The organism is Streptomyces sp. NPDC002754 (assembly GCF_053592315.1).
On the sequence record NZ_JBSFVM010000009.1, the window covers coordinates 51,940 to 77,920 of the forward strand.

The window sequence follows — 25,981 nt, forward strand, 5'->3', positions numbered from 1 at the left end:
GGGTTCTTGTGAGCCGGGTGCGTACGTCATGAGCCGCGCCGCACTGCTCGTCCTGGCCGACGGCCGCTTCCCCGCCGGAGGGCATGCGCACTCCGGTGGGGCGGAGGCCGCGGTCAAGGCGGGCCGGATCACCGACGCGGCGAGCCTGGAGGCGTTCTGCCGGGGGCGGTTGCACACCAGTGGGGTCGTGACCGCTTCGTTGGCCGCTGCCGCCGCGCTAGGCATTGACCCCGCCGCGCTCGACGAGGCTGCCGACGCGCGTACGCCGTCGGTCGCGCTGCGGGCCGTCGCGCGCAAGCTCGGGCGGCAGATGATGCGGGCCGCGCGTGCCACCTGGCCGCACCCCGAACTCGACGCCCTGGCACGGCAGTTCCCCAAGGGGGCGCATCAGCCCGTCGTGCTCGGGCTTGCCGCGAGGTCGGCGGGGCTTGGGGCGGAGGATGCCGCGTATTGCTCCGCGTATGAAGGGGTGGGTGGGGCGGCGACTGCCGTGGTGCGGTTGTTGAGCCTTGATCCGTTCGATGCGACCGGGGTGCTGGCGCGGCTTGCGCCTGAGGTTGATCGGGTGGTGGCGGATGCCGTGGAGGCGGCGCGGCGGGTGGTTGATGTGGGGGTTGATGCGCTTCCTGCGGGGTCGGCGCCGCTTCTGGAGATTGGCGCGGAGGCGCATGCGGCTTGGCCCGTGCGGCTCTTCGCGTCCTAGCGGAAGTCGCCCCCGCCGCCCCTTCCCATTCCCGACCCCCGGGGGCTTCGCCCCCGGACCCTCTTGTCCTCAAACGCCGGACGGGCTGGATAGAGCCGGCCGGATGTCCTCAAACGCCGGACGGGCTGGAAGAGCCGGCCGGGCCGACCGTGAGGTCGGAAAGATTGGAGTTGTGGATCAGCATGCACCTTGGGCACTCTCACGACGAAGCCTCCGCCGTTTCCGCCGATGCTCGGCGGCCCGACGGGACGCGGCGGGCGCTGCGGATCGGGCTCGGTGGGCCCGTCGGTTCGGGGAAGACCGCCACCGTCGCCGCGCTCTGCCGCGCGCTGCGCGAGGAGCTCTCGCTCGCCGTCGTCACGAACGACATCTACACGCGGGAGGACGCCGCGTTCCTGCTGCGCGAGGCCGTGCTGCCGCCCGAGCGGATCACCGCCGTGGAGACGGGCGCCTGCCCGCACACCGCGATCCGTGACGACATCTCCGCGAACCTGGAGGCCGTCGAGGACCTGGAGGACGAGGTCGGCCCGCTCGACCTGATCCTCATCGAGTCCGGCGGCGACAACCTCACCGCCACCTTCTCCAAGGGCCTCATCGACGCGCAGATCTTCGTGATCGACGTCGCGGGCGGCGACGACATCCCGCGCAAGGGCGGCCCCGGTGTCACCACCGCGAACCTGCTGGTCATCAACAAGACCGACCTCGCCCCGTACGTCGGCTCCGACCTGGCGAGGATGGAGGCCGACGCCAAGGAGGCGCGGGCCGAACTCCCCGTCGTGCTCCAGTCCTTGCGCTCCGAGGTCGGCGTCGGGGACGTCGCGGCCTGGGCCCGGGAGCGGCTCGCCGCGTGGACCGCGTGAGCGCGGGCGTCCGCTCCACCGCCCGGATCGTCTCGCGCGGCGACGGGCGGGGCGGCACCGCGCTGCCCGTCATGGAGGCCGAGGGCTCGTTCGCGCTGCGCCGCACGCGCGGCGCGAGCGCCGGTGAGGCCCGCGTCATGCTCGTCGGCGCCATGAGCGGCCCGCTCGGCGGCGACCACCTCACCGTGGAGGCGCGCGCCGAGGAGGGCGCCCACCTGCACGTGGGCTCCATCGCCGCGACCATCGCCCTGCCGGGACAGGCCAAGGACGAGGCCCACTACGACGTACGCCTCGACGTCGCCGACGGGGCCCGACTGGACTGGCTGCCCGAGCAGTTGATCTCGGCGGGCGGGAGCGACCTGCGAGTCGCCACGCGCGCCGATCTCGCGCCGGGCGCGCGGCTCGTGCTGCGCGAGGAGCAGGTGCTCGGGCGCGTGGCCGAGGAGCCGGGCCGGCTCACCAGCCGCCTCACCGTGTACCGGGCCGGACGTCCGCTGCTCGACCAGGAGCTGGCCTGCGGCCCGGGCGCGCCCGGTGGCTGGGACGGTCCCGCCGTCCTCGCCGGTCACCGGGCCCTCGGTCAACTCGTCGTCGTACGCCCGGAGTTCGAGACGGACAAGCCGTCCGCCGCCCTGCTCGACGAGGCCGGAACGGCCGCGCTCACGCCCCTGGCGGGCCCCGCCGTGCTGGTCACGGCGGTCGCGCCGGACGCCCTTCGGCTGCGCCGGACGCTCGATGCGGCGCTGGACCGACTGGCCTGAACCGCTCACCGGGGCGAGTTATACCGTTTATCGGATTGGTAAAGAACGCCCGCTGTCTCTGTTGCCAGGGGCCCCGCACGCGTCAGGATCCGCGTACCGATCAGCAACACGATCGACGTACGGATCGAATCGATGTGCGGGAGGCCTCACTTGAGACGGACCAGACAGACAGCGCGCGGCAGCCGGAAGGCGGTGATCGGCTCCGCGGGCGCGTTCGCCGCGGCGGCGCTGATAGCGGGCGCGGTCACCGCCCCCGTCGCCCAGGCCGACGCACCCAAGTCCGGCAGCAGTACCGCCGAACGCCAGGCGCGCGGCGCGGCCTTCGCCGCCGCCAAGGCCGCGAAGGCCGGCGTCGACTGGAAGGACTGCCCCGCGGACTGGGGCCTCGACAAGCCCATCCAGTGCGGCTGGGTCAGCGTGCCGCTCGACTACACCAAGCCGCACGGCAAGCAGATCAAGCTCGCCGTGGACCGCATCGGCAACACCGGCACCAAGGGCGAGCGCCAGGGCTCCCTCGTCTACAACCCGGGCGGTCCGGGCGGCTCCGGCATGCGCTTCCCGACGCGCGTGACCACCAAGAACCCGATCTACGCGAAGATGGCGAAGGCCTACGACCTCGTCGGCTTCGACCCGCGCGGCGTCGGCCACTCCGCGCCGATCTCCTGCGTCGACCCGCAGGAGTACGTCAAGGCGCCCAAGGCCGACCCGGTCCCCGACTCCGAGGCGGACAAGCTCGCCCAGCGCAAGCTCGCCAAGGAGTACGCGGACGGCTGCTACGACAAGAGCGGCGAGATGCTGCCGCAGATGACGACGCCGAACACCGCGCGCGACCTCGACGTCATCCGTGCCGCCCTCGGTGACAAGAAGCTCAACTACCTCGGCGTCTCCTATGGCACCTACCTGGGCGCTGTCTACGGCACGCTCTTCCCGGGCCACGTCCGCCGCATGATTGTCGACAGCGTCGTCAATCCGGCCAAGAGCAACATCTGGTACCAGGCGAACCTGAACCAGGACATCGCCTTCGAGGGCCGCTGGAAGGACTGGCAGGACTGGGTCGCCGCGAACGACGCAACCTTCCACCTCGGCGACACGCGCGCCAAGGTCCAACAGCAGTGGGAGACCCTGCGCGCCGCCGCGAAGAAGAGCCCCATCGGCGGGGTCCTCGGCCCGGCCGAGCTGATCGCCTTCTTCCAGAGCGCGCCGTACTACGACTCCTCGTGGGTCCCGGTCGCGCAGACCTGGAGCAAGTACGTCGCCGGCGACACCCAGGCCCTGGTCGACGCCGCCGCCCCCGACATGTCGGACACCGCGGGCAACGCCGCATCGGAGAACAGCAACGCGGTCTACACCGCGGTCGAGTGCGCCGACGCCAAGTGGCCCACCAGCTGGTCGAAGTGGGACAAGGACAACACGGCGCTCGACAAGCAGTACCCGTTCATGACGTGGGCCAACGCGTGGATGAACCTGCCCTGCGCCACCTGGAAGACCAAGCAGCAGACGCCGCTGGACGTGAAGACCGGCAAGGGCCTGCCGAAGGTCCTCATCGTGCAGTCCACGCGTGACGCCGCCACCCCGTACGAAGGCGCCGTCGAGCTGCACAAGCGCTTCAAGGGCTCCCGCCTGATCACCGAGAAGGACGCGGGCTCGCACGGTGTCACCGGTCTGACCAACCCCTGCATCAACGACCGGGTCGACAACTACCTGCTCACCGGCGAGACCGACGCCAAGGACGTGACGTGCGCACCGCACGCCACGCCCAAGCCGTAGCGATCCGTTAGATCCGTTAGCCCTACGCGGCCGATGACGCCAGCCAGGCGTCCTCGGCCGCGTAGTCGAAAAGACCGGTCGTGTACGACGCGACCATTTTCGGGAAGCCGGTCTCCCAGTCCTGCTCCCGCAGCCGCGCGGTCAGCCACTCGACCGTCTCGGGGAGCGCGTCAGCGTACGTCGTCACCGGCTTGTACCCCAACTCCCGCTCGGCGGCCGACATGTCGAGGACGAGCGGGTGGGGCAGCGACCACGGAGTGTCCCCGACGGTCGGAGCCGGCGGCGGCCCGGACACGAGCACGGTCTCCGTCTCCACCCCCATCAACGCGTCGATCATCGTGCCGATCCCGGCGACGGTGGGGCAGTCCGGGTCGGCGGCGTTCAGCACCCGCGATCCCGGCCGCGCCGCGGCCACCCGCACCAGCTCCGCCAGGTTCCTGGCGCTCGCCGGGTTGAAGCGGCTCTCCCCGTCGAACGCGAGCACACGCCTGCGGCGCCCGTCGAGGTTCCGCTTCACGAAGTACAGCTCGCGCGGCGTGCGACAGTACGGTCCGTGCACCGCGGACGGCCGCAGCAGGGTCGTCGGCAGCGCGTCACCGAGCGCCAGCAGATCCCGCTCCAACCGCACCTTGCGCGTCCCGTACGTCGCGTCGCCCGGCGCGAGCGTCCGGTCGGTCTCCTTTACGGGGCCGTCATAGCGCGGCCAGCCGTCCGGCTCGCCCTGCGTGTCGAAACTGCGGCCTTCCGCGTCCTGGTAGACGGCGCCGCTGGAGATCACCACCGCCGAGCCGATCCGGCCGGAGAGCCCCGCGAGCTGCCGCCCGTGCTCCCGCGTGAAGGCCACCATGTCGACGACGAGGTCGACCCCGTCCCCGACCAGCTCCGCGAGCGCCGCGTCGTCCTCCCGGTCCAGCCGCACCGCCCGCACCCCGTCCGGCCACTCCGCGTCCCGCCCGCCACCGCGCGAGGCCGCCGTCACCTCCCAGCCGTCCTCCGCGAGCGCCCGTACCGTGGGCCGTCCGATCTGCCCTGCCGCACCGATCACCAATGCCTTCTTCATGACCGGACCGTACGTCGGCGGGGCTCGCCCACACCCCGGAATCTGCTCAGCGCAGAGCGGGGAACCCAGAGGTCGACCGAAGTGAGGTCAACTCAGCGGCAGCCGCGGGAACTTCCGGGCCTTCTCCTCCTCGGCCTCCGCCTTCACCAGGGCCGCGTACTTGTCCACGTACTCCTGCCCGGACAGCTCCAGGATCGCGTACATGATCTCGTCGGTGGCCGCCCGCAGGATCGCCTTCTCGTCGTCCATCCCGGCGTAGCGCGAGAAGTCGATCGGCTTGCCGAACCGGATCGTCACCCGGCGCATCGTCGGGATCTTCTGGCCGGGCGGCTGCGCCTCGAACGTGCCGATCATCGCGCACGGCACGACCGGAGCCCGCCCCTTGAGCGCCATCGCGGCGACGCCGACCTTGCCCTTGTACAGGCGTCCGTCGTGCGAGCGCGTGCCCTCCGGGTAGATGCCGAGCAGCTCCCCGCGGCGCAGCACCCCCAGGCCCTCGCGGATCGCCGCCTGGCCGGCCTCCTTGCCCGAGCGGTCGACCGGGATCTGGCCCGCGCTGCGGAAGAACGCCGCGGTGAGGCGGCCCCTGAGGCCCGGCCCGGTGAAGTACTCGGCCTTCGCCAGGAACGTGATCCGCCGCTTGATGATCGCGGGCATCAGGAAGTGATCGGCGAACGACAGATGATTGCCCGCGACGATCGCGGCGCCGGATTCCGGTATGTGCTCCAGGCCCTCGATCCGGGGCCGGAAGAGCAGCCGCAGCAGCGGCCCGAGGATCACGTACTTGAGCAGCCGGTAGAACATCCCGATCGCCTTCCCCCACATGCCACTTGGACCGCTTGTACTGCCGCGTGTACCGCTGCGTGCTTGCGCACAGTAACCAATCGGGAGCGTCGGCGCGAGAGCCCGATCGGGTGCTCTCCGGGGCCTGATCGGCGCGTCCGCTTGGCGGTGGCGGCCCCGGCGGGTGCTGTGTTCCCACCCTGACGTCCCAGCACCGGAGGTTTTCCGTATGCGTTCCGTCTTCGCGGCCGCTGCCGTGTTCCTGTCCCTGGCCGCTGCGGCCCCTTCGGCTGTCGCCGCGACCAACGGACCCGAGCAGCCGCGCGAGCTGTTCCTGACCGTCTCCGGCGCCGAGAACACCTGGGTCCGGGGTGTCCACCTGAACTGTGTGCCGCGGCCCTCGGGGCAGCACCCGCACGCCGCGGAGGCCTGCGCGGCCCTCGATGCGGCCGGTGGCGACCTGGACGCGCTGCCGGTCGAGCAGCAGATGTGCACCCAGGTGTACGACCCGGTCACGGTCGAGGCCACCGGCACGTACCGCGGCAAGGCAATCGCCTGGCACAAGACCTTCGGCAACGCCTGCACGATGGAAGCCTCGACCGGCTACGTCTTCCGCTTCTGACCCCCGTTCCCCGGAGGTACCGGCTTTCAGCTGCTGCGGGACGCCACCATCGCCACAGTGAGCAGGCCGAGCACCACCCAGCCGAACCACAGCCACCCGTTGCTGCCGAGCGCCACCGTGTAGGCGGTCACGGCCACCAGGCCGCCCACGGTGAACGCACCCATCGTCTTCGTGGAACCGGGCATAACGCACCCTCCTCCCAGCAGCCGGACATGTCCGACCGCGACCAGGAGGCCATACTCACCCGTAACGGGGTAGCGGCGCTACTGCCACGCGCGCGTGGCGCTACTGTCCGCGCGCGTTGAGGGAAGCCAGATAGGCGTTGTAGGCCGCCAGTTCCTTGTCGCCGTCCCGGTCGGCGGCGCGGTCCTTGCGGCGAGCCTGCCGGTCGTCCGACTTCTTCCACTGGAAGAGCAGGGCAAGCAGCACCAGGACCGACGGCACCTCGCTGAACGCCCAGGCGATGCCGCCGGCGGCGGTCTGGTCGGAGAGCGGATCGATGCCCAGCGAGGCCGGCGGGTTCTCGAACGTGCCGACCATCGTCGTCGACGCCATCATCAGCGCGATGCCGAAGAAGGCGTGGAACGGCATGCCCGCGAACAGCTCCAGCATTCGCATCACATAGCCGGGCCGGTTCGGCCCCGGGTCCACGCCCATGATCGGCCAGAAGAACACCAGGCCGACGGCGAGGAAGTGCACCATCATCGCGAGATGGCCGACCTTGGACCCCATGAGGAAGTCGAAGAGCGGCGTGAAGTAGAGCGCGTACAGGCTCGCGATGAACAGCGGGATCGTGAACGCGGCGTGCGTGATGATCCGCATGTAGCGGCTGTGCAGCAGCCACAGGAGCACCTCACGGGGCCCCTTGCTGCCGCGCTTCGCGGACACCGGGAGCGCCCGCAGGGCGAGGGTGATCGGGGCGCCCATCAGGAGCAGGATCGGCGACAGCATGCTGATGACCATGTGCTGCACCATGTGCACGCTGAACATGACCATGCCGTAGTCGTTCAGCTTCGTGCACATCACCAGACCGATGGTGAGCACGCCCACGACGAACGAGATCGTCCGGGACACCGGCCACGCGTCACCGCGCCGGGCCAGCCGCACGACGCCGTAGCCGTACAGGGCGAGCGCGAGGAGGCACCCGACGAGGAAGAAGGGGTCGGCCGACCATTCAAGGCCACGCCCCAGCGTGAACGGCGGCAGATCCATGTTCATGCCGTGCCCGCTGTGATCCATCCGCCGGCTCCTGTTGCTCGTTTCGTACGGATTGTGCGCACCCAGACTAGAACTGCCCCCGGCCGCTGCTTCGGCCGGGGGCAGTTCTGTGCGGTTCGGGCGGGGAGTGGATCAGAGCACGCACTCGGCTTCGGCGTACCGCTCGTCCGGCACCGTCTTCAGCGTCTCCACGGCCTCGGCCAGCGACACCATCAGGATGTCGGTGCCACGCAGGGCGGTCATCTTGCCGAACTCGCCGCGGTGCACGGCCTCCACGGCGTGCCAGCCGAACCGCGTCGCGAGCACCCGGTCGTACGCGGTGGGGGTGCCGCCGCGCTGGACATGGCCGAGGATCACCGGTCGGGCCTCCTTACCGAGGCGCTGCTCCAGCTCCACGGAGAGCTGCCGGGCGATGCCGGCGAAGCGCTCGTGGCCGTAGACGTCCTTGGCGCCCTCGTCGAACGCCATCGATCCCTCGCGCGGCTTGGCGCCCTCGGCGGCGACGACGATCGCGAACTTCTTGCCCGCCTCGAAGCGTTCACCGACCTTCGCGGCCAGCTCCTCGACGTCGAAGGGGCGCTCGGGGACGACGACGGCGTGCGCGCCCGCGGCCATGCCGGAGTGCAGCGCGATCCAGCCGGTGTGCCGGCCCATGACCTCGACGATCAGCACGCGCTGGTGCGACTCGGCGGTGGTCTTGAGGCGGTCGAGCGCCTCGGTGGCGACGCCGACGGCCGTGTCGAAGCCGAAGGTCACGTCGGTGACAGCGATGTCGTTGTCGATCGTCTTCGGTACGCCGACGATCGGGAGGCCGCTGTCCGAGAGGAGGCGGGCCGCCTTCAGGGTGCCCTCGCCGCCGATCGGAATGATCGCGTCCAGGCCCAGGTCCGCGACGTGCTCCTTGGCCCGCTCGATGCCGTCGCGCAGATGCGCGGGCTGTACGCGGGAGGAGCCGAGGATGGTGCCGCCGCGGGCGAGGATGCCGCCCACCGCGTCGAGGTCCAGCTTGCGGTAATCGCACTCGAGCAGGCCCTTCCACCCGTCGTGGAAGCCGATGACCTCGTCGCCGTGATCGACGACGGCACGGTGCACGACCGAGCGGATCACGGCGTTCAGGCCGGGGCAGTCGCCTCCGGAAGTGAGGACACCAATACGCATAAGCCCGGATTACCTTTGCAAACGTGGGCCGATGGCCGGACTGCGTCGTCCGGCTGGACCCCCGTACCTTATCGGCGTCCGGGGGCCCGTCCGCACCGGGCGTCCGACTGGTGGACCGGCCCGCTCACATGGGCACGGACGTGCACCGAAGGGCCCGCCGGCCGTGGCTACGCCGGCTGCGTCGTGGCCGCCGAGATCCGCTCGTTCCTGAGCTCCTCGTACCAGTGGTCGTTCACCGGCGGCAGCGCGTTCACGTCGAGCGCCAGCTTGATCAGCAGGTCGGCGATCTGCGGATTGCGCGCGAGCACGGGCCCGTGCATGTACGTGCCGAAGACGGTGTCGTTGAAGGCGCCTTCGGTGCCGTCCCCCGTCCCGTTGCCCTTGCCGATCCGGGTGCGGGCGAAGGCCCGCGCCGTGGGACCGAGGTGCGTGATGCCCTGGTGGTTCTCGAAGCCGGTCAGCTCCGGCAGGCCCAACTCCGGGTCGATGTCGCCCAGTACGTCACCGACGCAGCGCTCGCCCTCGCCGCGCGTCGAGACGACGTCGAGCAGGCCGAGCCCGGGCTCGCGCTCACCGAGGTCGTTCACGAACTCGTGGCCGAGGATCTGGTATCCGGCGCACACGGAGAAGACGATCGCGCCGTTGGCCACCGCGCGCTGCAGGCCGCCGTCGCGGCGCAGCCGCTCCGCCGCGAGGCGCTGCGGACGGTCCTCGCCGCCGCCGATGAGGTAGATGTCGCCGGAGGTCGGCACCGCCTGGTCGCTGCGCACGTCGTAGCGCTCGACCTGGAGGCGGCGCTGCTGGGCGCGGCGCTCCACCACCAGAGCATTGCCCTGGTCTCCGTAGGTGCTCAGGAGGTCGGGGTAGACCCACACGAGGCGCAGGCTGTTGTCACTCATGCTCATGATCCTTCGCTGTCGCGTTCTTCGTGGGGCCCGGTCAGTTGCCCACGCGGCGGCGGACGTCCTGGAACGCGGTGTAGTTGGCGATCAGCTCGATGCGTCCCGGGGGTGACATCTGCACGGCCTCGTCGAGCGTTTCGCAGACCCGGAAGTCCAGTCCCGCGACCTCGAGCCGGACCGCGAGGTCGAGCCGACGGTCGCCGATCACGCAGATCGGGTGGCCGGCCAGGCGCGTGTAGTCGACGTCCCACAGCCAGGAGGTATCGGTGCCGTCGGCGCCCCGCGCGTTCACCGAGAGGATCACCGGGGTCGGCGGCGGGTCGATCAGCGTGAACGTTTCGAGCCAGCCCGCAGGGTTCTTGGCGAGCAGCAGCCGCAGGTCGCGCTCCTGGAACTGCACGACGTCGTAGCGGCCCGCCACCGCCTGCACCTTGTACATGCGCTCCAGGGCGACCTGCGGGGGTACCCCGAAGCAGGCGGCGACGGCCGCGGACGTCGCCGCGTTCGCCTTGTTGGCGCGGCCCGGCAGCTGGAGGTTGATCGGCCAGGCGGAGCCGTGCGGGTCGATGACGTGGTCGCCCTGGAGCGCCCAGCTCGCGAGCGGGCGGCGGAAGCCGCACTCGCCGCAGAACCAGTCGTCACCGGGGCGCTGCATCACACCGCCGCACGCCGGGCAGGACCAGGCGTCGTCCTTCCACTCCTGGCCCGCGGCGACCCACACCACGTTCGGCGAGGAGGAGGCGGCCCAGACGATCAGCGGGTCGTCCGCGTTCGCGATCACGATGGCCTTCGAACCGGACAGGCCCTCGCGCCACTTCTCGGCGAGCATGCGGGTCTCACCGGCGCGGTCCAACTGGTCGCGCGAGAGGTTGAGCAGCGCGATCGCCTTCGGGTCGGTGTCGCGGGCGACGCCGACCAGGTACTTCTCGTCGACCTCGATCACGCCGTACTTGGCGTCGCCGCCGCCGGCCAGGGCGGAGGTGATGCCCGCCGGCATGTTCGCACCCAGTGCGTTCGACACGACGGTGCCGCTGGCGCGCAGGGCCTCCGCGAGCAGTCGCGTGGTCGTCGTCTTTCCGTTCGTGGCCGAGACGAGCACCACTTCCAGGTGCTGGGCGACCCGCGCGAGCAGCTCGGGGTCGAACCGCAGCGCGACCTTGCCGCCGATCACCGATCCGCTGCCGCGGCCCGCCGCCCGCGACACCGCGGCCGCGGCCCGGCCGGCCGTCACGGCCAGCTTGGCGCGCGGAGTCATCGGCTCCGAGTTGCCTGCCATTTTCCTGGGTCCTCCTTGCGTACGGCGCCGCGCCTGCCCCCGGCATCGTTTATGGGCTCAGCCTATCGAGATCCTCTGACAAGCCCGAACAGCGGCACCACCAGCGCTTCGTGGTGCACTCAGGACCGTACCCTTACCGGCATGCGACACGGCTCGATCCCGGGCGCCTCAGGGCGCGTACGACCCCTGACCCTGCTCGGTGAAACCGTGCTGCACCAACCCTGCGCGCAGGTCACGGACTTCGGCCCGGCCCTCGCGCGCCTGGTGGAGGACCTGTTCGCCACGATGTACGCGGCGCAAGGGGTGGGCCTCGCCGCGAACCAGGTCGGCGAGGGACTGCGGGTCTTCGTCTTCGACTGTGAGGATGACGACGATGTGCGCCACGTCGGCCACGTCGTGAACCCACGCCTGGTCGAGGCCGACGGCGAGATGATCCGCGGCCCCGAGGGCTGTCTGTCGCTCCCCGGCCTCGAGGCGGGCACGCCCCGCTTCGACCACGCGCGCGTGGAGGGCCACGACCTTGGCGGCGAACCGCTGGTGATCCACGGAACGGGCTGGTTCGCCCGCTGCCTCCAGCACGAGTGCGACCACTTGGAGGGGCGTACGTACACGGAGCGGGTCACCGGATGGCGGCGCAGGAAGGTGCTGCGTCAGGCGGCGAAGGCGCCGTGGGCCACGTGAGCTGCTGAGCCGGCGCCGGCCACGTGGGCTGCTGAGCCGGCGCCGGCCACGTGGGCTGCTGAGCCGACGTCGGCCACGTGGGCTGCTGACGGGGCGTCGGGCCGGTCAGAAAGCGGGGCCGCCCGCCTTGTCGCCCGCCGCGGCGAGCCGCCCCCACAGCAGGTCGGCGAGGCCGCGCACCAACTCGGCGCGCTCGCACGGGCGGTCGCCGAGCCACCAGTCGCCCGCGGCGTGCATCATGCCGACGATCCCGTGCCCCCAGACGCGCGCGAGCTGCTGGCTGCCGGGGCCGAGGTCCACGCGCTCCTCGATGACCTCGGCCAGCTCCTCGCCCATGCGGCGTAGCAGCGGCGCCGAGTGCTGTCCGACGTCGAACCCGGATTCGGCGGGGGAGCCCTCCGACGGATGCATCAGGAAGCGGTAGACCTGGGGGCGGGCCTCGATCGCCGCCAAGTACGTGTCGAGCGTCGCCTCCACGCGCTCGCGCCGCTCCGCGGGCGCGTCCAGGGCGGCCCGCAGCGAGGCGAGCAGTGCGTCCGTGTGGCGCGTGGCGAGCGCGGCGTAGAGGCCGCCCTTGTCGCCGAAGTGCCGGTACAGGATCGGCTTGGTGATCCCGGCCTCCGCCGCGATCGCGTTCATCGAGGCGCCGGGTCCCTCTCGGAGAACCACGCGGTCCGCGGCCTCCAGCAGCTCGCGCCGCCGACGCTCGGCGGCGGACCGTTGGTCCGCGCGCTGATCGGTCCGCTGTGTGGTCTCCATGAAATCTCCCCGCCCCGTGCGATTGCCTGACGCACGCGAAAGGTAACACCCACCGGACATCCGGTATCGAACGCGTACTCGGAGGTTGACAGAGGCTACTCGTCAGTAACAGACTCGAGTTACCTTAAGTAACACAGTATTGCGTGCGCCCTGGAGGGGTTATGGCCGAGTTCACCATGGATCTCAACGACGAGCAGAAGGAAGTGCGGGACTGGCTGCACGGCTTCGCCGCCGATGTGATCCGCCCCGCGGCCGCCGAGTGGGACGAGCGCGAGGAGACCCCCTGGCCGGTCATCCAGGAAGCGGCCAAGCTCGGAATCTACTCCCTGGACTTCTACGCGCAGCAGTTCTTCGACCCGTCGGGCCTCGGCATCCCGATGGCCATGGAGGAGCTGTTCTGGGGCGACGCGGGCATTGGCCTGTCCATCGTCGGCACGGGCCTCGCCGCGGTGGGCGTGCTCGCCAACGGGACCGAGGAGCAGATCGGCACCTGGATTCCGCAGATGTACGGCGACGTGAACGATGTGAAGGTGGCCGCCTTCTGCTCCTCCGAGCCGGATGCGGGCTCCGATGTCGCCGCGATGCGCACGCGTGCCGTCTATGACGAGGCCAAGGACGAGTGGGTCCTGAACGGCACCAAGACGTGGGCGACGAACGGCGGCATCGCCAATGTCCACGTGGTGGTCGCCTCCGTGGACGCGGAGCTCGGCTCCAAGGGGCACGCCTCGTTCATCGTGCCGCCGAACACCCCCGGCCTGTCCCAGGGCCAGAAGTTCAAGAAGCACGGCATCCGCGCCTCGCACACCGCAGAGGTCGTCCTGGAGAACGTCCGCGTTCCCGGCTCCTGCCTGCTCGGCGGCAAGGACAAGCTCGACGAGCGTCTCGCCCGCTCGCGCGAGAAGGCCAAGAAGGGCGGCGAGCGCGTGAAGAACGCCGCGATGGCCACCTTCGAGGCCTCGCGTCCCGCCGTCGGCGCCATGGCGGTCGGCACGGCCCGCGCCGCCTACGAGGAGGCCCTGGAGTACGCGAAGACGCGCGAGCAGTTCGGCCGCCCGATCATCGACAACCAGGGCGTAGCCTTCCAGCTCGCCGACATGCGCACCCAGATCGACGCCGCGCGCCTCTTGGTGTGGCGTGCCTCCTGGATGGCGTCCACGGGCAAGAAGTTCGAGAACGCCGAGGGCTCCATGTCCAAGCTGTTCGCGAGCGAGACCGCGAAGAAGGTCAGCGCCCAGGCCGTCCAGATCCTCGGCGGCAACGGCTTCACGCGCGAGTACCCCGTGGAGCGCATGCACCGCGACGCCGCGATCTACACGATCTTCGAGGGCACGAGCGAGATCCAGCGCCTGGTCATCGCCCGCACCCTCTCGGGCATGCCGATCCGCTAGGGACTGTCGTTTCGATCAGCCCGTCTTCGCCTACGCGTCCGTGGTGCCCAGGACGCCGGCCAGCGCGGAGGCGGGGTCGGACGTCGCCGGTCCGGCGGGGGCCCAGCGGCCGCGCTGCTTGCGGTACGGCCACCAGCGCCCGTCCCGGCCGAGCCGCAGTTGGGCCTGCCCGTCGGCGGTGCTCCAGCGGCCGCGGGCGGCCTTGAGGTCGGGGCGCTCGTCGTCGTCCCAGGCAGCGTCGAGCGCGGCACGCGCGCGTGCCAGGCCTTCCGCGTCAGGCGCCCACTCCTCGTCCAGTACGTCGAGTGCGGCGGCGCCCCCGTACTCCCAGGCGTGCACGGCGAGCGTCAGGCCCTCCCGGCCGCGGCCACCGACCTCGGCGAGCCGTGCCCGGATGTGCGGCACGGGGGCCGCGGAGGCCAGGCGTACGGCGTCCTGCGGCACGGTCAACTCCGGTGACGAAAGGCGCTGTTCGTGTCCCGGGGACAGCGCCTCCGCGAGCAGCCGGTGCGCCTCGGCAGCTGCCCGCGCGCCGAGGAAGCCGAGCGCCTCGACGTCCGTGCCCGCGGGCGCCGGTGTCTCCGTGTCGAGCGACGGCGGCAGGCCGGGCTCGTCGGGTAGCGGTGGCGGCCCCGGCAGCGGCGGCAGCACGATCGCCGACGCGTACGCCTCGGCCGCGTCCACGCCCTCGGCCTCCCGGTCCTCGCGCGGCGCTTCCGGTGCGGCGCGTACGGTGCTGCGCACCTGAAGCTCGTCGAGCAACGCGCGCTCGCCGCGCCCGCGCAGCAGGAGCAGCACGAACGGGTCCTGGTCCAGCAGACGGGCGAGCTGATAGCTCAGCGCCGCCGTGTGCGCGCAGTGGTCCCAGGCGTCGCAGTCGCAGCGCGGCTCCAAGTCGCCGATCCCCGGCAGGAGTTCCACACCCGACGCCGAGGCGTCCTCCACCAGGTGCGGCGGCATGTCGCGGTCCAGAAGCGCCGCGATGTGTCCGGCCCGCGCGGCCGCCATCGTCAGGAAGCCGTCCCACTCGTCCTCGTCCAGGCACTGCAGCAGCACGTCCGAGCGGTGTGTGGCGCCGCCGCGGTCCTCCACCACCGCGGTGATGCGACCCGGCAGGACCGACACCGCGCCCACCGCCCCCGCGCGCGCGAGGCGGCGCCCCGCCTTCAGCTGCGCGGTGTCGAGTGCGGTGTCCTCCAGGGCCTTCAACCAGGCCTGCCCCCACCAGGTGTGCGCGAAGCCCCGCCCGTGCGCGGGCGGCAGCGCCGCGAACGTGCGCATCTCGTCTTCCATGTGGCTCATCGGGTGCCCCCTCGCAGCTCGACCAGGTCCGCCAGTTCCGCGTCGGTGAGTTCGGTCAGCGCCGCCTCGCCGGAGCCGAGCACCGCGTCCGCCAACTCCTGCTTGCGGACCAGCATCTGCGCGATGCGGTCCTCGATCGTGCCCTCGGCGATCAGCCGGTGCACCTGCACCGGCCTGGTCTGCCCGATGCGGTACGCGCGGTCGGTGGCCTGCGCCTCCACGGCCGGGTTCCACCAGCGGTCGTAGTGCACGACGTGCTCCGCGCGCGTGAGGTTGAGCCCCGTCCCCGCGGCCTTCAACGAGAGCAGGAACACGGGGACCTCGCCCTCCTGGAAGCGCCGCACCATGGCCTCGCGCTCCGCGACCGGGGTGCCTCCGTGGAGGAACATCACCGGGACGCCGCGGGCCGCCAGGTGCCGCTCCACAAGGCGGGCCATCTGTACGTACTGCGTGAAGATCAGCACGCCGGCGTCCTCGGCCAGGATCGTGTCCAGGAGCTCGTCGAGGAGTTCCAGCTTTCCGGAGCGGCCGGTGATGCGGGGCTTGTCCTCCTTGAGGTACTGCGCCGGGTGGTTGCAGATCTGCTTGAGGCCGGTGAGGAGCTTGACGATGAGTCCGCGCCGTTCGAATCCCGCCGCCCCGGAGATCTCCGCGAGCGTCTCGCGGACCACGGCTTCGTAGAGGCCCGCCTGTTCGGCGGTGAGGGACACCGCACGATCCGTCTCGGTCTTGGGCGGCAGCTCCGGTGCGATGCCGGGATCGGATTTGCGCCGACGCAACAAGAAGGGCCCGACGAGTTTGGCCAGACGCTCCGCGGCCGCCGGGTCCTTGCCGCCCTCGATCGCCTGGGCGTAGCGCGTGCGGAACGTGCCGAGGCGGCCAAGGAGACCGGGCGTCGTCCAGTCGAGGAGGGCCCACAGCTCGGAGAGGTTGTTCTCGACCGGGGTGCCGGTGAGCGCCACGCGTGCGCGTGCGCCGATGGTGCGCAGCTCCTTGGCCGTCGCGGAGTAGGGGTTCTTCACGTGCTGCGCCTCGTCGGCGACGAGCATCCCCCAGGCAGCGGTGCCGAGTTGGGCGGCGTCGAGGCGCATCGTGCCGTAGGTGGTGAGCACGAACTCCCCGTCCGCGAGTTTCTCCAGGGAGCGTCGACCGCCGTGGAAGCGGCGTACCGGGGTGCCGGGCGCGAACTTCTCGATCTCGCGCTGCCAGTTGCCCATCAGGGACGTCGGGCAGACCACGAGCGTCGGCCCGGCGCTCTCCGGGGCGCTCTGGCGGTGCAGGTGCAGTGCGATCAGCGTGATCGTCTTGCCGAGGCCCATGTCGTCGGCGAGGCAGGCGCCGAGGCCCAACGAAGTCATGTGGGCGAGCCAGTTGAGCCCGCGCAGCTGGTAGTCGCGCAAGTCGGCGTCGAGCGCGGCCGGTTGGCCGACCGCCGCCATGCCCTCGGGGTCGGTGAGGCGGTCCCGCAGGGCCGTGAGCCAGCCCGTGGGCCGCACGTCGACCCGGCGACCCTCGACCTCCGCCGAGCCCGTGAGAACGGCGCTCAGCGCGTCGACCGGGGTGACCTTGCGGTCCTGGTGGGAGCGGGCGCGGCGGGCCTCCGCCGGATCGATCAGCACCCACTGGTCGCGCAGCCGTACGACGGGACGGTTCGCCTCGGCGAGCACGTCCAGCTCCGCGCGGCTCAACTCCTGGCCGCCGAGGGCGAACCGCCAGTCGAACGCCAGCAGCGCGTCGGCCGACAGGAAGGACGGGGCGCCGGAGGACAGGCCGTCGGCGCCCTCGCCCTCGTCTCCGGCCTCTCCCTCGACCGGGCCGATCACCGCGCGGGCCGTCAGCTTGCGGGCCAGCTCCTTGGGCCAGTGCACCTCGACGCCGGCCGCGGACAACGCCCGCGCGCCCTCGCCGAGCAGCTCCGTGACCTCCTCGTCGGCCAGTTCGACGGCGTCCGGCACGGCCGCGGAGAGCAAGGGCGCGAGCGGTGTCCACGCGCGCGTGGCGCGGCGCAGCGCCAACAACGCGTCCATACGGGCCCGGTCGCCGAAGGCCCGCCCCGAGGTTCCGGACCCGGCCCACACCTGTGCAGCGTCCGCGATCAGCGTGGGATCGCTGACGCTGTGCAGTTGAAGCACCGCGCGGAACGGGACGCGGGGCTCGTCGTCCGCGATCTGTTCGAGTCCGGGGACCTCCACGCGCAGCGAGATCCGCACCCCCGCGTCGAGCCCCGCCGCGACATCCCCCGCCCACGGGCGCAGCTCGGGCACCCGTTGCGGTTCCCGTGCCGCGAACGCGGGTGCGCCGGCGGCGTGCGCGGCGGCGGGGGAGCGCGGCAGGGCGTCGGTCACCGCGTCCAGGAACGCGCGCAGCAGCCGCTCCGGGGTGTGCAGGCGCGGCGGCTCGTTCCCGTCCAGCGGCACGGCGTGCGCCTCGGGCGGCATCGCGGCGGCCAGCTCCCGGACCCGGTCGAGGTCGTCGGCCCCCAGCGGGCCTGCGCGCCACGCGTCGTGCCCCTCGGGGCTCACCCCCGGCAACAGCAGGCCGCGGGCGACGAGTTGGAGCGCCAGGAAACCGGCCGCTCCCCAGAAGGCCGCCGTCGGGTCGGCGTCCGCGGTGTTACGCGCGCGGGTGAGCACCGGCAGCGCGGCGCGCACGGGCAGGGTGACGGCCGGTACGGTCACCCGCTCCACGGAGTCCTCGCCGGGCAGCGCGAGGTGCAGCTCGCCGCGGGTGCCCGCGTCCGGTAGTGGCGGCTCGCCGCCTTCGGGGCGCCAGAAGGCGACGGTCGACGTGCGGGCCGGGTCGGAGGGGGTGAACACGACGCCGCAGCGCGCGAGTTCGGTGATCTCGGAGGGGGTGGGCGGAGCGGTGTGGGTGTGCTCGGAGATGGCGACGTCCTCGTGTTCATCAAACTTGACTACTCACCCTGGAGGCGCCGAGGGTACACCCCCGGATCTGTCGGACGGGCCTCCATATGTCGTGACCTGAATCACCTGACCCTTAAGGGTGGGGCTTACCCCCCCCTGCCGAGGTGGGGGGAACCCAGTCGGTACTCGGGTGGTGGCGCCATGGCCGATCAAGGCACGTGATCCATAGGTTTCCTAGTGGTCGGGCGACGCATAGCCCGCCGCATCGACCTCACCCACCACAGACCGGAGACCGTCATGCCCTCGGCCGTCGGAACCCTGCCGGAACCCGCCACCAGGCCGACCTCCCCCGAAGGGGGAAGCGAGTTCACGCCCCTGCTGCGCGCCATCAAGGGGCAGGGCCTGCTGGAGCGACGCACCGGCTGGTACGTGCGCACCATCGTGGTCAACGCCCTCTGCCTGGGCGCCGTCGTCACGGGCATGGCCCTCCTCGGCGGCTCGTGGTGGGTGCTCGCCCTCGCACCGGTCCTCGCGATGCTGTGCGCACGCACCGCCTTCGTCGGACATGACGCGGGCCACGCCCAGATCACCGGGAACCGCTCGGTGAGTCGGCTGATCGGCCTGGTCCACGGCAACCTCCTGCTCGGCATGAGCTACTCCTGGTGGAACGACAAGCACAACCGGCACCACGCCAACCCGAACCACATCGAGAAGGACCCCGACGTCGCCGCCGACGTACTCGTCTTCACCAGCAAACAGGCCGCCACGCGCGCGGGGTTCCGCGGCTGGCTCACCCGCCACCAGGCCTGGCTCTTCTTCCCGCTCACCCTGCTCGAAGGCATCGCCCTCAAGGTGTCCGGATTCCAGGACCTGCGCCGCCAGAGCGGCCGCGAACGTCTCGTGGAGGGCGCGTTCCTGATCGCGCACGTGGTCGGCTACCTCACGCTGCTCCTCACCACCATGCCGATCGGCCACGCACTCGTCTTCGCCGCGCTCCACCAGGCCCTGTTCGGGCTGCATCTGGGTATGGCGTTCGCCCCCAACCACAAGGGCATGGAGATGCCGGACCCGGACGGCGACAAGTGGGGCCACCTGCGCCGCCAGGTCCTTACCTCGCGCAACATCAAGGGCGGCCCACTGACCGACTGGTTCCTCGGTGGCCTCAACTACCAGATCGAGCACCACCTGTTCCCGAGCATGCCCCGCCCCCACCTGCGCCTCGCCCAACCCATGGTGAAGGCCCACTGCCGCGGGCTCGGCATCCCCTTCGTGGAGACAGGGCTTGTCGACTCCTACCGCCAGGCACTGCGCCACATGTATGAAGTGGGAGAGCCGCTGCGGGCCGACATCTGAGGACCCCCCGTCGTGTGCGACGGCGTGAAATCAGGGATGTCTCAGGGTCAGGCGACGGAACTGCGGGCGACGTGGGCCCGTTTCTCACAGCAGAGGCGGGTCCGCTCCACTCAGGCGAGGGCGGGCCGCCCCGAAGGAGGCCACACACATGTCGAAGAACGCGAAGATCGCCGCGGGAGGTGTGGCGGTCGGCATCATCCTGCTGATCTGGCTGCCCTGGTGGGCGGCCCTGCTCATCGTGCTGGGCGCGCCCGCCGCCGCGTACCTGATGCTGGACCCCTCACAGCGGCGCAGGTTGCGCCGCGTCTCGCGCAAGGAACTGGGCCGCTGAGGGGACCTTGTGACGGTCGGAGCCGTGCGGGGCGCGAGCGTCCCGTGCGGCTCCGGCGGTTCACGTAGGGCGGACGGCCATCTTGTCGAGTGCTTCGAGCAGGCTCGGCAGCTCCCGGCCGCGGCCGACCGGCAGCACCTCGCCCGGCTCGTCGTCGAGGAGCACGAAGGCGATGTCGTCGGTCCGCGCGACCATCGACCAGCCGGGACCGTCGGCGCGCAGCGTCCGCGCGTCGCCGGAGGCGAACGAGGAGCGCACGCGGCCCAGCGGCGGCGGCGCGTCCACGTACCCGCGTACCTCCGAGAGGACTCGCCGGATGCCCGGCTGGGATCCGCTCGGCCCGGCCTCCGCCGCGTCGCCCTCCTGAGGCGCCTCCGCGTCCTCCTCCGTGGCGAACTGGGAGTCGTCGAGCTGTTCCCGCCACACCGCCCACTGAAGGGCTATCTCGTCTGCCCCCAGACGTCGTTGGGCCGGCCCCCACGTCTCCGTGTCGGGCGGCGTCAGCGGCGGCGCGTCGGCGTACTCGGGGTCGGGCTCGGGATCGTGCGGCGCGGGGACGCCCGGGGCCGCGACGGCGAGCGCGAGCGGCCAGCCCGGCAGCGCGGCGACCATGCTGGCCTCATCGGGCGAGAGTTCGTACTCCATGCCGCAGTCCCACGACGCGATGGCGACGGCGACCAGCGACACGTCGTCGACCACGACGGTCCAGCGGGCGCCCTGTCCGTCCTGGCCGAGCACCAGGCCGTACCCATCGGCCAACGGTGCGAGCCCCAGGACCTCGCATGCCTCCGGGTAGTCGTCCCCGAGCACGCTCGGGAACTTCGCAGGCGTCAGCAACACCGCCGTCAGCACGTACAGCGCGTCGTCCCCTTCGACCGCTGCTTCGTCCACTCCGGCCACGCCAGCCTCCCCTGAACTTCGTTCCACCGGCGAGACCTTAGCCAGTGTCCGATGGTGCCGTACAGGGGGGTCCATGGTCGATGACCAGGAAAATCGGCAGCGGTTCAGCTCCTGTAGCCCTGCCGTGAGTAAAGTGTCGACATCCCGTGCCCGACGTGTGTGCCTCGCGAGCATGGGGCATCTGTGCCTCGCGCGTGTGGGGTCAGCCGGCGGGCAGTCCAAGGAGGCCGCGGGCGACGGTTCGTGGCGGCTCGTCGCGTTCCCGTGCGAGGGCGATGACGGCCCTGCAGGCCAACTCGTTGACCCCGAAGGCCAGGGCACTCGGCTCGACCCAGCCCGCCGCCTCGTCGGCACGCTCCTGGTCGTCCTCGACGCACCCCACCACGTAGGCGGCAGCCGCTTCGAAGAGATTGTGCGCACGCTCCCTCCTGCTCGGCGAGCCGCCGTCCTCGCGCCATGTCCTCCACGCCTTGCGGACCCGATCGATCATGGACGCCACCGTCCCCCTGCCCGTAACCGCCAACGTGTGTCGCGCAGTTGCGGCCATGGTGACAGACCAGGCCGCGGAGCGGATCCCGCGCGGTGGTGCTCGGTGGGCCCGGTTTTCCGGCCTTTGACCGTGACGCTCGGTCACATGAGCGCGCTCAGTCCTCCTCCCGTACCGCGAGTGCCAGGAAGCGCTCGTCCTCGTCGGCGTACGAGGTCATGCGCCAGCCGGCGGCGGCCAGCAGCGGGCGCAGATTGGGCTCGGCGCGCAGGTCGTCCGGCGTGAGCGCACGGCCGTGACGGGCGGCGAGGGCGGCCCGGCCGATCGGGTGGAAAAGTGCGAGCAGCCCGCCGGGGCGCACCACACGCGCCAACTCCCGCAGATTCGCGGCCGGTTGCGGCAAGTGCGAGATGAGCCCGGCACCGAACACCGCGTCCAGTACGCCGGTACGCAGCGGCAGCCGGGCCACGTCCGTGCGCAGCAACTGCCCCTCGGTGTCCCTACCCGCCCGTACGGCGCGCTCCAGCATGGCCGCTGTCAGATCGGCGCCCAGGACCACTCCGGAGGGCCCCACGGCCGCGCGCAGCGGCGACAGCGCCCGCCCCGTGCCGCAGCCCGCGTCGAGCACACGGCCTCCGGGACGCAGCCCCAACGCGGCCACCGCGGACGCGTAGGCCGGACCGTCGTCGGGGAAACGGGCGTCCCAGCCGGCGGCCCTTGCCGTGAAGAACTCCTGCACACGCGTGGCGTCATCGCTCATGCGCTCCATGATTGCGCAGCGCACTGACAGCGGCGCCCAGGCACGTCCTGTGACACGAGTGGGGGACACGGGATCGAAAGGTCCTCTTCTTCGTCGGAGACATCGCATGCACGTGCGGTGCGCATGTTCGACTCTCCGGCGACCGATCCGAACCGCATCTCCTCCGTATTCCAAAACCTTTCGGACTGCGCCCCTGTTGTACGCCCCCACCGGCATAGCGTCCCTGACCCATGGGACACCTGGACCACGCCACCTTCGGTTGGCTCACCCCCGTGCTGTCGTACGCGATGGCCTGCATCGGCGCCGCGCTCGGACTGCGCTGCACCGTGCGTGCCCTGAACACCACGGGGCGCGCTCGGCGCAACTGGCTGCTCACCGCCGCCTCCGCCATCGGCACCGGCATCTGGACCATGCACTTCGTGGCGATGCTCGGCTTCACCGTCACCGGCACCGAGATCCGCTACAACGTTCCGCTGACGATCCTCAGCCTGGTCGTCGCGGTGACCGTCGTCGGCGTCGGCGTCTTCGCGGTCGGCCATCACGGCGAGCGCGGGCGCGCGCTGGTCCTGGGCGGCCTCACGACGGGCCTCGGCGTGGCCAGCATGCACTACCTGGGGATGGCGGCCCTGCGCCTGCACGGGCAGGTCGGCTACGACCCGCTGCTGGTCGCCCTCTCCGTGGTGATCGCCGTCGTCGCGGCGACCGCCGCATTGTGGGCCGCCCTCAACATCAAGTCGCCGGGCGCCGTCGCGGTCGCCTCCCTCGTCATGGGCGGCGCCGTGAGCAGCATGCACTACACCGGGATGATGGCGGTGAGCGTGCGGGTGAGCCCCTCCACGGCGGAGATCGCCGGGGCCACGCCGATGCAGTTCATCTTCCCGCTGGCCGTGGGGCTCGGCTCCTACCTCTTCTTGACCTCGGCGTTCGTCGCGCTGTCCCCGACCGCGGACGAGAGGGAGGCTTCCACGTCGGCGCAGCGCCCGCTGGAGCACCAGACTCCCTGACCCACCGCACCGCCACCGGCCCGGCACCAGTAGCGCGAAGGTGCCCCGACCCCGATCGAGGAGGCCATGCGCCCGCCCCGCAGAACCCCCGGCTCCGGCCCCGTGCACGAGAGTTCGGCCCCCGCGCGCGGACGGCGTGCGCACGCCGGGCTGCCCGCAAACGAAGACGTCCTGGAGGAGCCGGAGCCCCGCAGGCCGCCCCCCGCGCGCGCGGGAACCGTGAATCTGCGTCCGCGTACGGTCCGGGCGAAAATCATCTGCCTCCTGATGGTGCCCGTCGTCTCGCTGATCGCCCTGTGGGGCTTCGCCACCGTGAGCACCGCCCAGGACATCGCGCGGCTGCGGCAGTTGCAGCGGGTCGACGAGGCGGTGCGCGCACCCGTGGGCGCGTCCGTGGCCGCCCTGCAGGCCGAACGCACCGCAGCCGTCTCCTACGCCACCGAGCCCACCGCGGGCCGCGGCGACGACTTCACGAGGCGTGCGGCCGCCACGGACCGCGCCGTCTCGGCCCTGCGCATCGGCAAGGACGGCACGGTCGCTGACGGAGCGGACCTCCCGCGTGCGGTGGCCGGCCGGCTGGAGTCGTTCGTCGCCGGCGTCGAGCACCTAAGTAGCGTGCGCAAGGCCGTGCGAGATCGGCGCACCGGCTGGGACGACGCATACGGGCAGTACACCAGGACCGTCGACAGCGCCTTCGCGGTCAGCGGTTCACTCACCGGCATCCAGGACTCCGAACTCGGCTCCGACGCGCGCGTGCTCCTGGAGTTCGGCCGCTCCGGCGAGATGCTCGCCCGGGAGAACGCGGTGCTCGTCGGCGCACGCCTGGCCGGTTCCCTGGACGGCCAGCGCCTGCGGCTGTTCACCGGGGCGGTGGAGACCCGCAAGAACCTGATCGGCACGGCCGCGAGCGACCTGCGCGGGCCCGAACGAGCCGCCTGGAAGCGCCTGGCGGCAGGCCGCGCCTACGGCGACGTGCGCGCCGTCGAGGACCGCACCCTCATCGCGGAACCGGGCGGGAAGGCGCTCGCCGCCGCGTCCGCCGGCTCCTGGAACACGGCGTACGCGACCGTACAGGGCCGCATGCGTGCCATCGAGGCGGACGCCGCACGCGACGCCGCGGTCCGCGCGGACCCGCTCACCCGCGGACTGCTCACTCCGGCGGGAGCGGCCGTCCTGCTCGGACTCGTCGCCGTGGCGGCCTCACTGGTGATCTCCGTGCGCATCGGCCGCGGCCTCGTCGTCGAACTGGTCAGCCTGCGCAACACCGCACTGGAGATCGCCCGCCGCAAACTGCCCGACACCATGCGCAGGTTGCGGGCCGGTGACGAGATCGACGTGGCGGCCGAAGCCCCCGAGGGTCCGCCCGCGGAGGACGAGACGGGCCAGGTGTCCGAGGCGCTCACCACCGTGCACCGCGCGGCCCTGTACGCCGCTGTGGAGCGCGCCGAACTCGCCAGCGGCATCTCCGGGGTCTTCGTCAACCTCGCCCGCCGCAGCCAGGTCCTCGTCCACCGTCAACTCGGTCTCCTGGACAGCATGGAGCGCCGCGCCGACGACCCGAGCGAACTCGGCGACCTGTTCCGGCTCGATCACCTCACCACAAGGATGCGCCGCCACGCGGAGAGCCTGATCATCCTCTCCGGAGCGGCGCCGGGTCGCGCCTGGCGACAGCCCGTCCCGCTGACGAACGTCGTACGGGCCGCGGTCTCCGAGATCGAGGACTACGCGCGCGTGGAGGTGCGCCACCTCTCCGCCGCCCAAGTGTCCGGCGCCGCCGTCGCGGACCTCACCCACCTGGTGGCCGAACTCGTCGAGAACGCCGCCCAGTTCTCGCCCCCGCACACCAAGGTGCGTATCAGTGGCGAGCCCGTCGGTAACGGGTACGCGATCGAGATCGAGGACCGCGGCCTCGGCATGGGCAAGGAGACCCTCGCCGAGGCCAATCAGCGCATCGGGCACTCGGAAGCCCTCGACCTGTTCGACAGCGACCAGCTCGGCCTCTTCGTGGTCAGCAGACTCGCCAAACGCCACGACATCAAGGTGCACCTGCGAACGTCTCCATACGGGGGCACCACCGCCGTCGTCCTCCTGCCCACTCCCTTGCTGCACAAGGACGGCGAGATCGGGCCGAGCACCCAAGACGCGCACCAACTGTCCCAGGAAGAGCGCCGCTACGCGCGCGTGCCCGAGCCCGAAGCGGCACCGATGAACGACAGCCACCCCGTCCCCGCGCAGGTGCCCCGCCCGGCGCTCGCCCCCTCGGCGGAGACCGAGAGCCCCCGGCATCCGCCGGGCGTCACCGCGCTGCGCCTGCGCACTCCGCCGGAGCCCGCGCATCCAGAACATCCCGAACACCCCGGCAACGATTCGGCCGCACCCCCCGACGGCCTCCCGCGCCGCATACGTCAGGCCAGCCTCGCGCCCCAACTGCGCGAGCGGCCGACCGAACCGACGCCCCCTGCGCGCGTACCCGCACCGGACGAGCGCACCCCCGAACAGGTCCGGGCCCGGATGGCCTCCTTCCGGGACGGCTGGGCCAGAGGCGGTGGCCGCCCGCCCGGCCCCGACACCCATGAAGGAGATCCCGCATGATCAAGGAATCGAGTACCACGGGCACGGCCCATGGTTCCGGTGAACTCGACTGGCTCCTTGATGACTTGGTGCTTCGAGTGCCCGAACTGCGGCATGCCGTGATCCTCTCCAACGACGGGCTCGCCGTCGGCGCCTCCAGCGGCCTGCGCAGGGAGGACGCCGAACACCTCTCGGCCGTCGCCTCCGGCTTCAACAGTCTCGCCAAGGGCACGGGGCGGCACTTCGGTGCGGGCGGGGTGCGGCAGACCATGGTCGAGATGGATGAAGGTTTCCTCTTCGTTGCGGCCGCAGGCGACGGTTCCTGCCTCGCTGTCCTGAGCACCGGCACCGCCGATATCGGCCTCGTCGCCTACGAGATGGCTCGCCTGGTCAAGAGGGTCGGCGAACACCTCTACACGGCCCCGAGAGCCGCCGGGCAGCCGCCCACCGCGAGTTGACGGGCACGGTCGG

General features: G+C 71.5%; 25 protein-coding genes. 12 read left to right on the plus strand and 13 right to left on the minus strand.

From position 1 onward, the window contains the following. Window positions 1-28: 28 nt before the first annotated feature. The 4 genes from ACWD2L_RS20180 to ACWD2L_RS20195 all read left to right on the plus strand — a co-directional run bounded on the left by ACWD2L_RS20180 (window position 29) and on the right by ACWD2L_RS20195 (window position 4,091). Window positions 29-703 carry an urease accessory protein UreF gene (locus tag ACWD2L_RS20180; RefSeq protein WP_351331116.1) on the plus strand — a complete coding sequence of 225 codons (675 nt, stop codon included), beginning with the start codon at window positions 29-31 and terminating at the stop codon, window positions 701-703. A 182-nt stretch (window positions 704-885) separates the two neighbouring features. After that, the gene (ureG, locus tag ACWD2L_RS20185) at window positions 886-1,563 is read left to right on the plus strand and encodes an urease accessory protein UreG (protein ID WP_351331115.1); all 678 of its coding nucleotides are present in this window, start codon (window positions 886-888) and stop codon (window positions 1,561-1,563) included. Beyond that, window positions 1,551-2,324, plus strand: coding sequence for an urease accessory protein UreD (locus ACWD2L_RS20190; protein WP_351331114.1), 774 nt, complete (start codon window positions 1,551-1,553; stop codon window positions 2,322-2,324). Before ureG ends, ACWD2L_RS20190 begins: the two co-directional genes overlap by 13 nt. Before the next feature lie 132 nt (window positions 2,325-2,456). Next, entirely contained in the window at window positions 2,457-4,091 is a 1,635-nt protein-coding gene (locus ACWD2L_RS20195) for an alpha/beta hydrolase (RefSeq protein WP_451190396.1), read from the plus strand. Between the two features lie 22 nt (window positions 4,092-4,113). Here ACWD2L_RS20195 and ACWD2L_RS20200 read toward each other — a convergent pair whose 3' ends face one another. Next, complete coding sequence (locus tag ACWD2L_RS20200; RefSeq protein WP_351331112.1) at window positions 4,114-5,151, minus strand: NAD-dependent epimerase/dehydratase family protein; 1,038 nt, start codon at window positions 5,149-5,151, stop codon at window positions 4,114-4,116. Between the two features lie 87 nt (window positions 5,152-5,238). Continuing rightward, window positions 5,239-5,955 (minus strand): lysophospholipid acyltransferase family protein, encoded by a 717-nt coding sequence (locus ACWD2L_RS20205; protein WP_351331177.1) that lies wholly within the window; start codon window positions 5,953-5,955, stop codon window positions 5,239-5,241. Between the two features lie 208 nt (window positions 5,956-6,163). On the opposite strand from ACWD2L_RS20205, the gene ACWD2L_RS20210 reads away from it, so the two are divergent. Continuing rightward, window positions 6,164-6,556 carry an SSI family serine proteinase inhibitor gene (locus ACWD2L_RS20210; RefSeq protein ID WP_351331111.1) on the plus strand — a complete coding sequence of 131 codons (393 nt, stop codon included), beginning with the start codon at window positions 6,164-6,166 and terminating at the stop codon, window positions 6,554-6,556. Between the two features lie 26 nt (window positions 6,557-6,582). Here the strand turns inward: ACWD2L_RS20210 and ACWD2L_RS20215 are convergent, their stop codons facing one another. The 5 genes from ACWD2L_RS20215 to ACWD2L_RS20235 form a co-directional block, all read right to left on the minus strand. Further along, complete coding sequence (locus tag ACWD2L_RS20215; protein WP_326020160.1) at window positions 6,583-6,741, minus strand: hypothetical protein; 159 nt, start codon at window positions 6,739-6,741, stop codon at window positions 6,583-6,585. A 100-nt stretch (window positions 6,742-6,841) separates the two neighbouring features. Next, window positions 6,842-7,795 (minus strand): cytochrome c oxidase assembly protein, encoded by a 954-nt coding sequence (locus tag ACWD2L_RS20220; RefSeq protein WP_351331110.1) that lies wholly within the window; start codon window positions 7,793-7,795, stop codon window positions 6,842-6,844. Between the two features lie 111 nt (window positions 7,796-7,906). Next, the gene (locus ACWD2L_RS20225) at window positions 7,907-8,932 is read right to left on the minus strand and encodes a 6-phosphofructokinase (RefSeq protein ID WP_351331109.1); all 1,026 of its coding nucleotides are present in this window, start codon (window positions 8,930-8,932) and stop codon (window positions 7,907-7,909) included. Between the two features lie 167 nt (window positions 8,933-9,099). After that, entirely contained in the window at window positions 9,100-9,831 is a 732-nt protein-coding gene (locus tag ACWD2L_RS20230) for a type 1 glutamine amidotransferase (protein WP_351331108.1), read from the minus strand. 40 nt (window positions 9,832-9,871) lie between these two features. Then, window positions 9,872-11,110 carry a Mur ligase family protein gene (locus ACWD2L_RS20235; protein ID WP_351331107.1) on the minus strand — a complete coding sequence of 413 codons (1,239 nt, stop codon included), beginning with the start codon at window positions 11,108-11,110 and terminating at the stop codon, window positions 9,872-9,874. A 141-nt stretch (window positions 11,111-11,251) separates the two neighbouring features. Between ACWD2L_RS20235 and def the strand changes: the two genes are divergently transcribed. After that, window positions 11,252-11,791, plus strand: coding sequence for a peptide deformylase (gene def / locus ACWD2L_RS20240; protein WP_351331106.1), 540 nt, complete (start codon window positions 11,252-11,254; stop codon window positions 11,789-11,791). Between the two features lie 105 nt (window positions 11,792-11,896). Here the strand turns inward: def and ACWD2L_RS20245 are convergent, their stop codons facing one another. Next, window positions 11,897-12,550, minus strand: coding sequence for a TetR family transcriptional regulator (locus tag ACWD2L_RS20245; RefSeq protein ID WP_351331105.1), 654 nt, complete (start codon window positions 12,548-12,550; stop codon window positions 11,897-11,899). 161 nt (window positions 12,551-12,711) lie between these two features. Between ACWD2L_RS20245 and ACWD2L_RS20250 the strand changes: the two genes are divergently transcribed. After that, window positions 12,712-13,938 carry an acyl-CoA dehydrogenase family protein gene (locus ACWD2L_RS20250; RefSeq protein WP_351331104.1) on the plus strand — a complete coding sequence of 409 codons (1,227 nt, stop codon included), beginning with the start codon at window positions 12,712-12,714 and terminating at the stop codon, window positions 13,936-13,938. 30 nt (window positions 13,939-13,968) lie between these two features. Here the strand turns inward: ACWD2L_RS20250 and ACWD2L_RS20255 are convergent, their stop codons facing one another. Further along, entirely contained in the window at window positions 13,969-15,240 is a 1,272-nt protein-coding gene (locus ACWD2L_RS20255; protein ID WP_351331103.1) for an SWIM zinc finger family protein, read from the minus strand. Next, window positions 15,237-18,056 carry a DEAD/DEAH box helicase gene (locus ACWD2L_RS20260; RefSeq protein ID WP_351331102.1) on the minus strand — a complete coding sequence of 940 codons (2,820 nt, stop codon included), beginning with the start codon at window positions 18,054-18,056 and terminating at the stop codon, window positions 15,237-15,239. The genes ACWD2L_RS20255 and ACWD2L_RS20260 overlap by 4 nt, the downstream gene beginning before the upstream one ends. 345 nt (window positions 18,057-18,401) lie before the next feature. On the opposite strand from ACWD2L_RS20260, the gene ACWD2L_RS20265 reads away from it, so the two are divergent. Together ACWD2L_RS20265 and ACWD2L_RS20270 are read left to right on the plus strand one after the other, a co-directional pair. After that, window positions 18,402-19,457, plus strand: a complete 1,056-nt coding sequence (locus ACWD2L_RS20265; RefSeq protein ID WP_351331101.1) for a fatty acid desaturase family protein — start codon at window positions 18,402-18,404, stop codon at window positions 19,455-19,457. 148 nt (window positions 19,458-19,605) lie between these two features. Then, window positions 19,606-19,788 (plus strand): hypothetical protein, encoded by a 183-nt coding sequence (locus ACWD2L_RS20270; RefSeq protein WP_326020142.1) that lies wholly within the window; start codon window positions 19,606-19,608, stop codon window positions 19,786-19,788. 60 nt (window positions 19,789-19,848) lie between these two features. Here ACWD2L_RS20270 and ACWD2L_RS20275 read toward each other — a convergent pair whose 3' ends face one another. From ACWD2L_RS20275 to ACWD2L_RS20285, 3 genes are all read right to left on the minus strand, one after another. Further along, window positions 19,849-20,688 (minus strand): hypothetical protein, encoded by an 840-nt coding sequence (locus ACWD2L_RS20275; RefSeq protein ID WP_351331100.1) that lies wholly within the window; start codon window positions 20,686-20,688, stop codon window positions 19,849-19,851. Between the two features lie 202 nt (window positions 20,689-20,890). Further along, the gene (locus ACWD2L_RS20280) at window positions 20,891-21,178 is read right to left on the minus strand and encodes a hypothetical protein (protein WP_351331099.1); all 288 of its coding nucleotides are present in this window, start codon (window positions 21,176-21,178) and stop codon (window positions 20,891-20,893) included. Between the two features lie 154 nt (window positions 21,179-21,332). Continuing rightward, on the minus strand, window positions 21,333-21,935 hold the full coding sequence (locus tag ACWD2L_RS20285; protein WP_351331098.1) for a class I SAM-dependent methyltransferase: 603 nt from the start codon (window positions 21,933-21,935) through the stop codon (window positions 21,333-21,335). 230 nt (window positions 21,936-22,165) lie between these two features. Here ACWD2L_RS20285 and ACWD2L_RS20290 point away from each other — a divergent pair, with 230 nt between their 5' ends. The 3 genes from ACWD2L_RS20290 (at window position 22,166) to ACWD2L_RS20300 (ending at window position 25,968) form a co-directional block, all read left to right on the plus strand. Further along, the gene (locus tag ACWD2L_RS20290) at window positions 22,166-22,939 is read left to right on the plus strand and encodes an MHYT domain-containing protein (RefSeq protein WP_351331097.1); all 774 of its coding nucleotides are present in this window, start codon (window positions 22,166-22,168) and stop codon (window positions 22,937-22,939) included. 66 nt (window positions 22,940-23,005) lie between these two features. Beyond that, window positions 23,006-25,531, plus strand: a complete 2,526-nt coding sequence (locus ACWD2L_RS20295; RefSeq protein WP_351331096.1) for a sensor histidine kinase — start codon at window positions 23,006-23,008, stop codon at window positions 25,529-25,531. Then, complete coding sequence (locus ACWD2L_RS20300; protein ID WP_351331095.1) at window positions 25,528-25,968, plus strand: roadblock/LC7 domain-containing protein; 441 nt, start codon at window positions 25,528-25,530, stop codon at window positions 25,966-25,968. The genes ACWD2L_RS20295 and ACWD2L_RS20300 overlap by 4 nt, the downstream gene beginning before the upstream one ends. Window positions 25,969-25,981 lie beyond the last annotated feature (13 nt).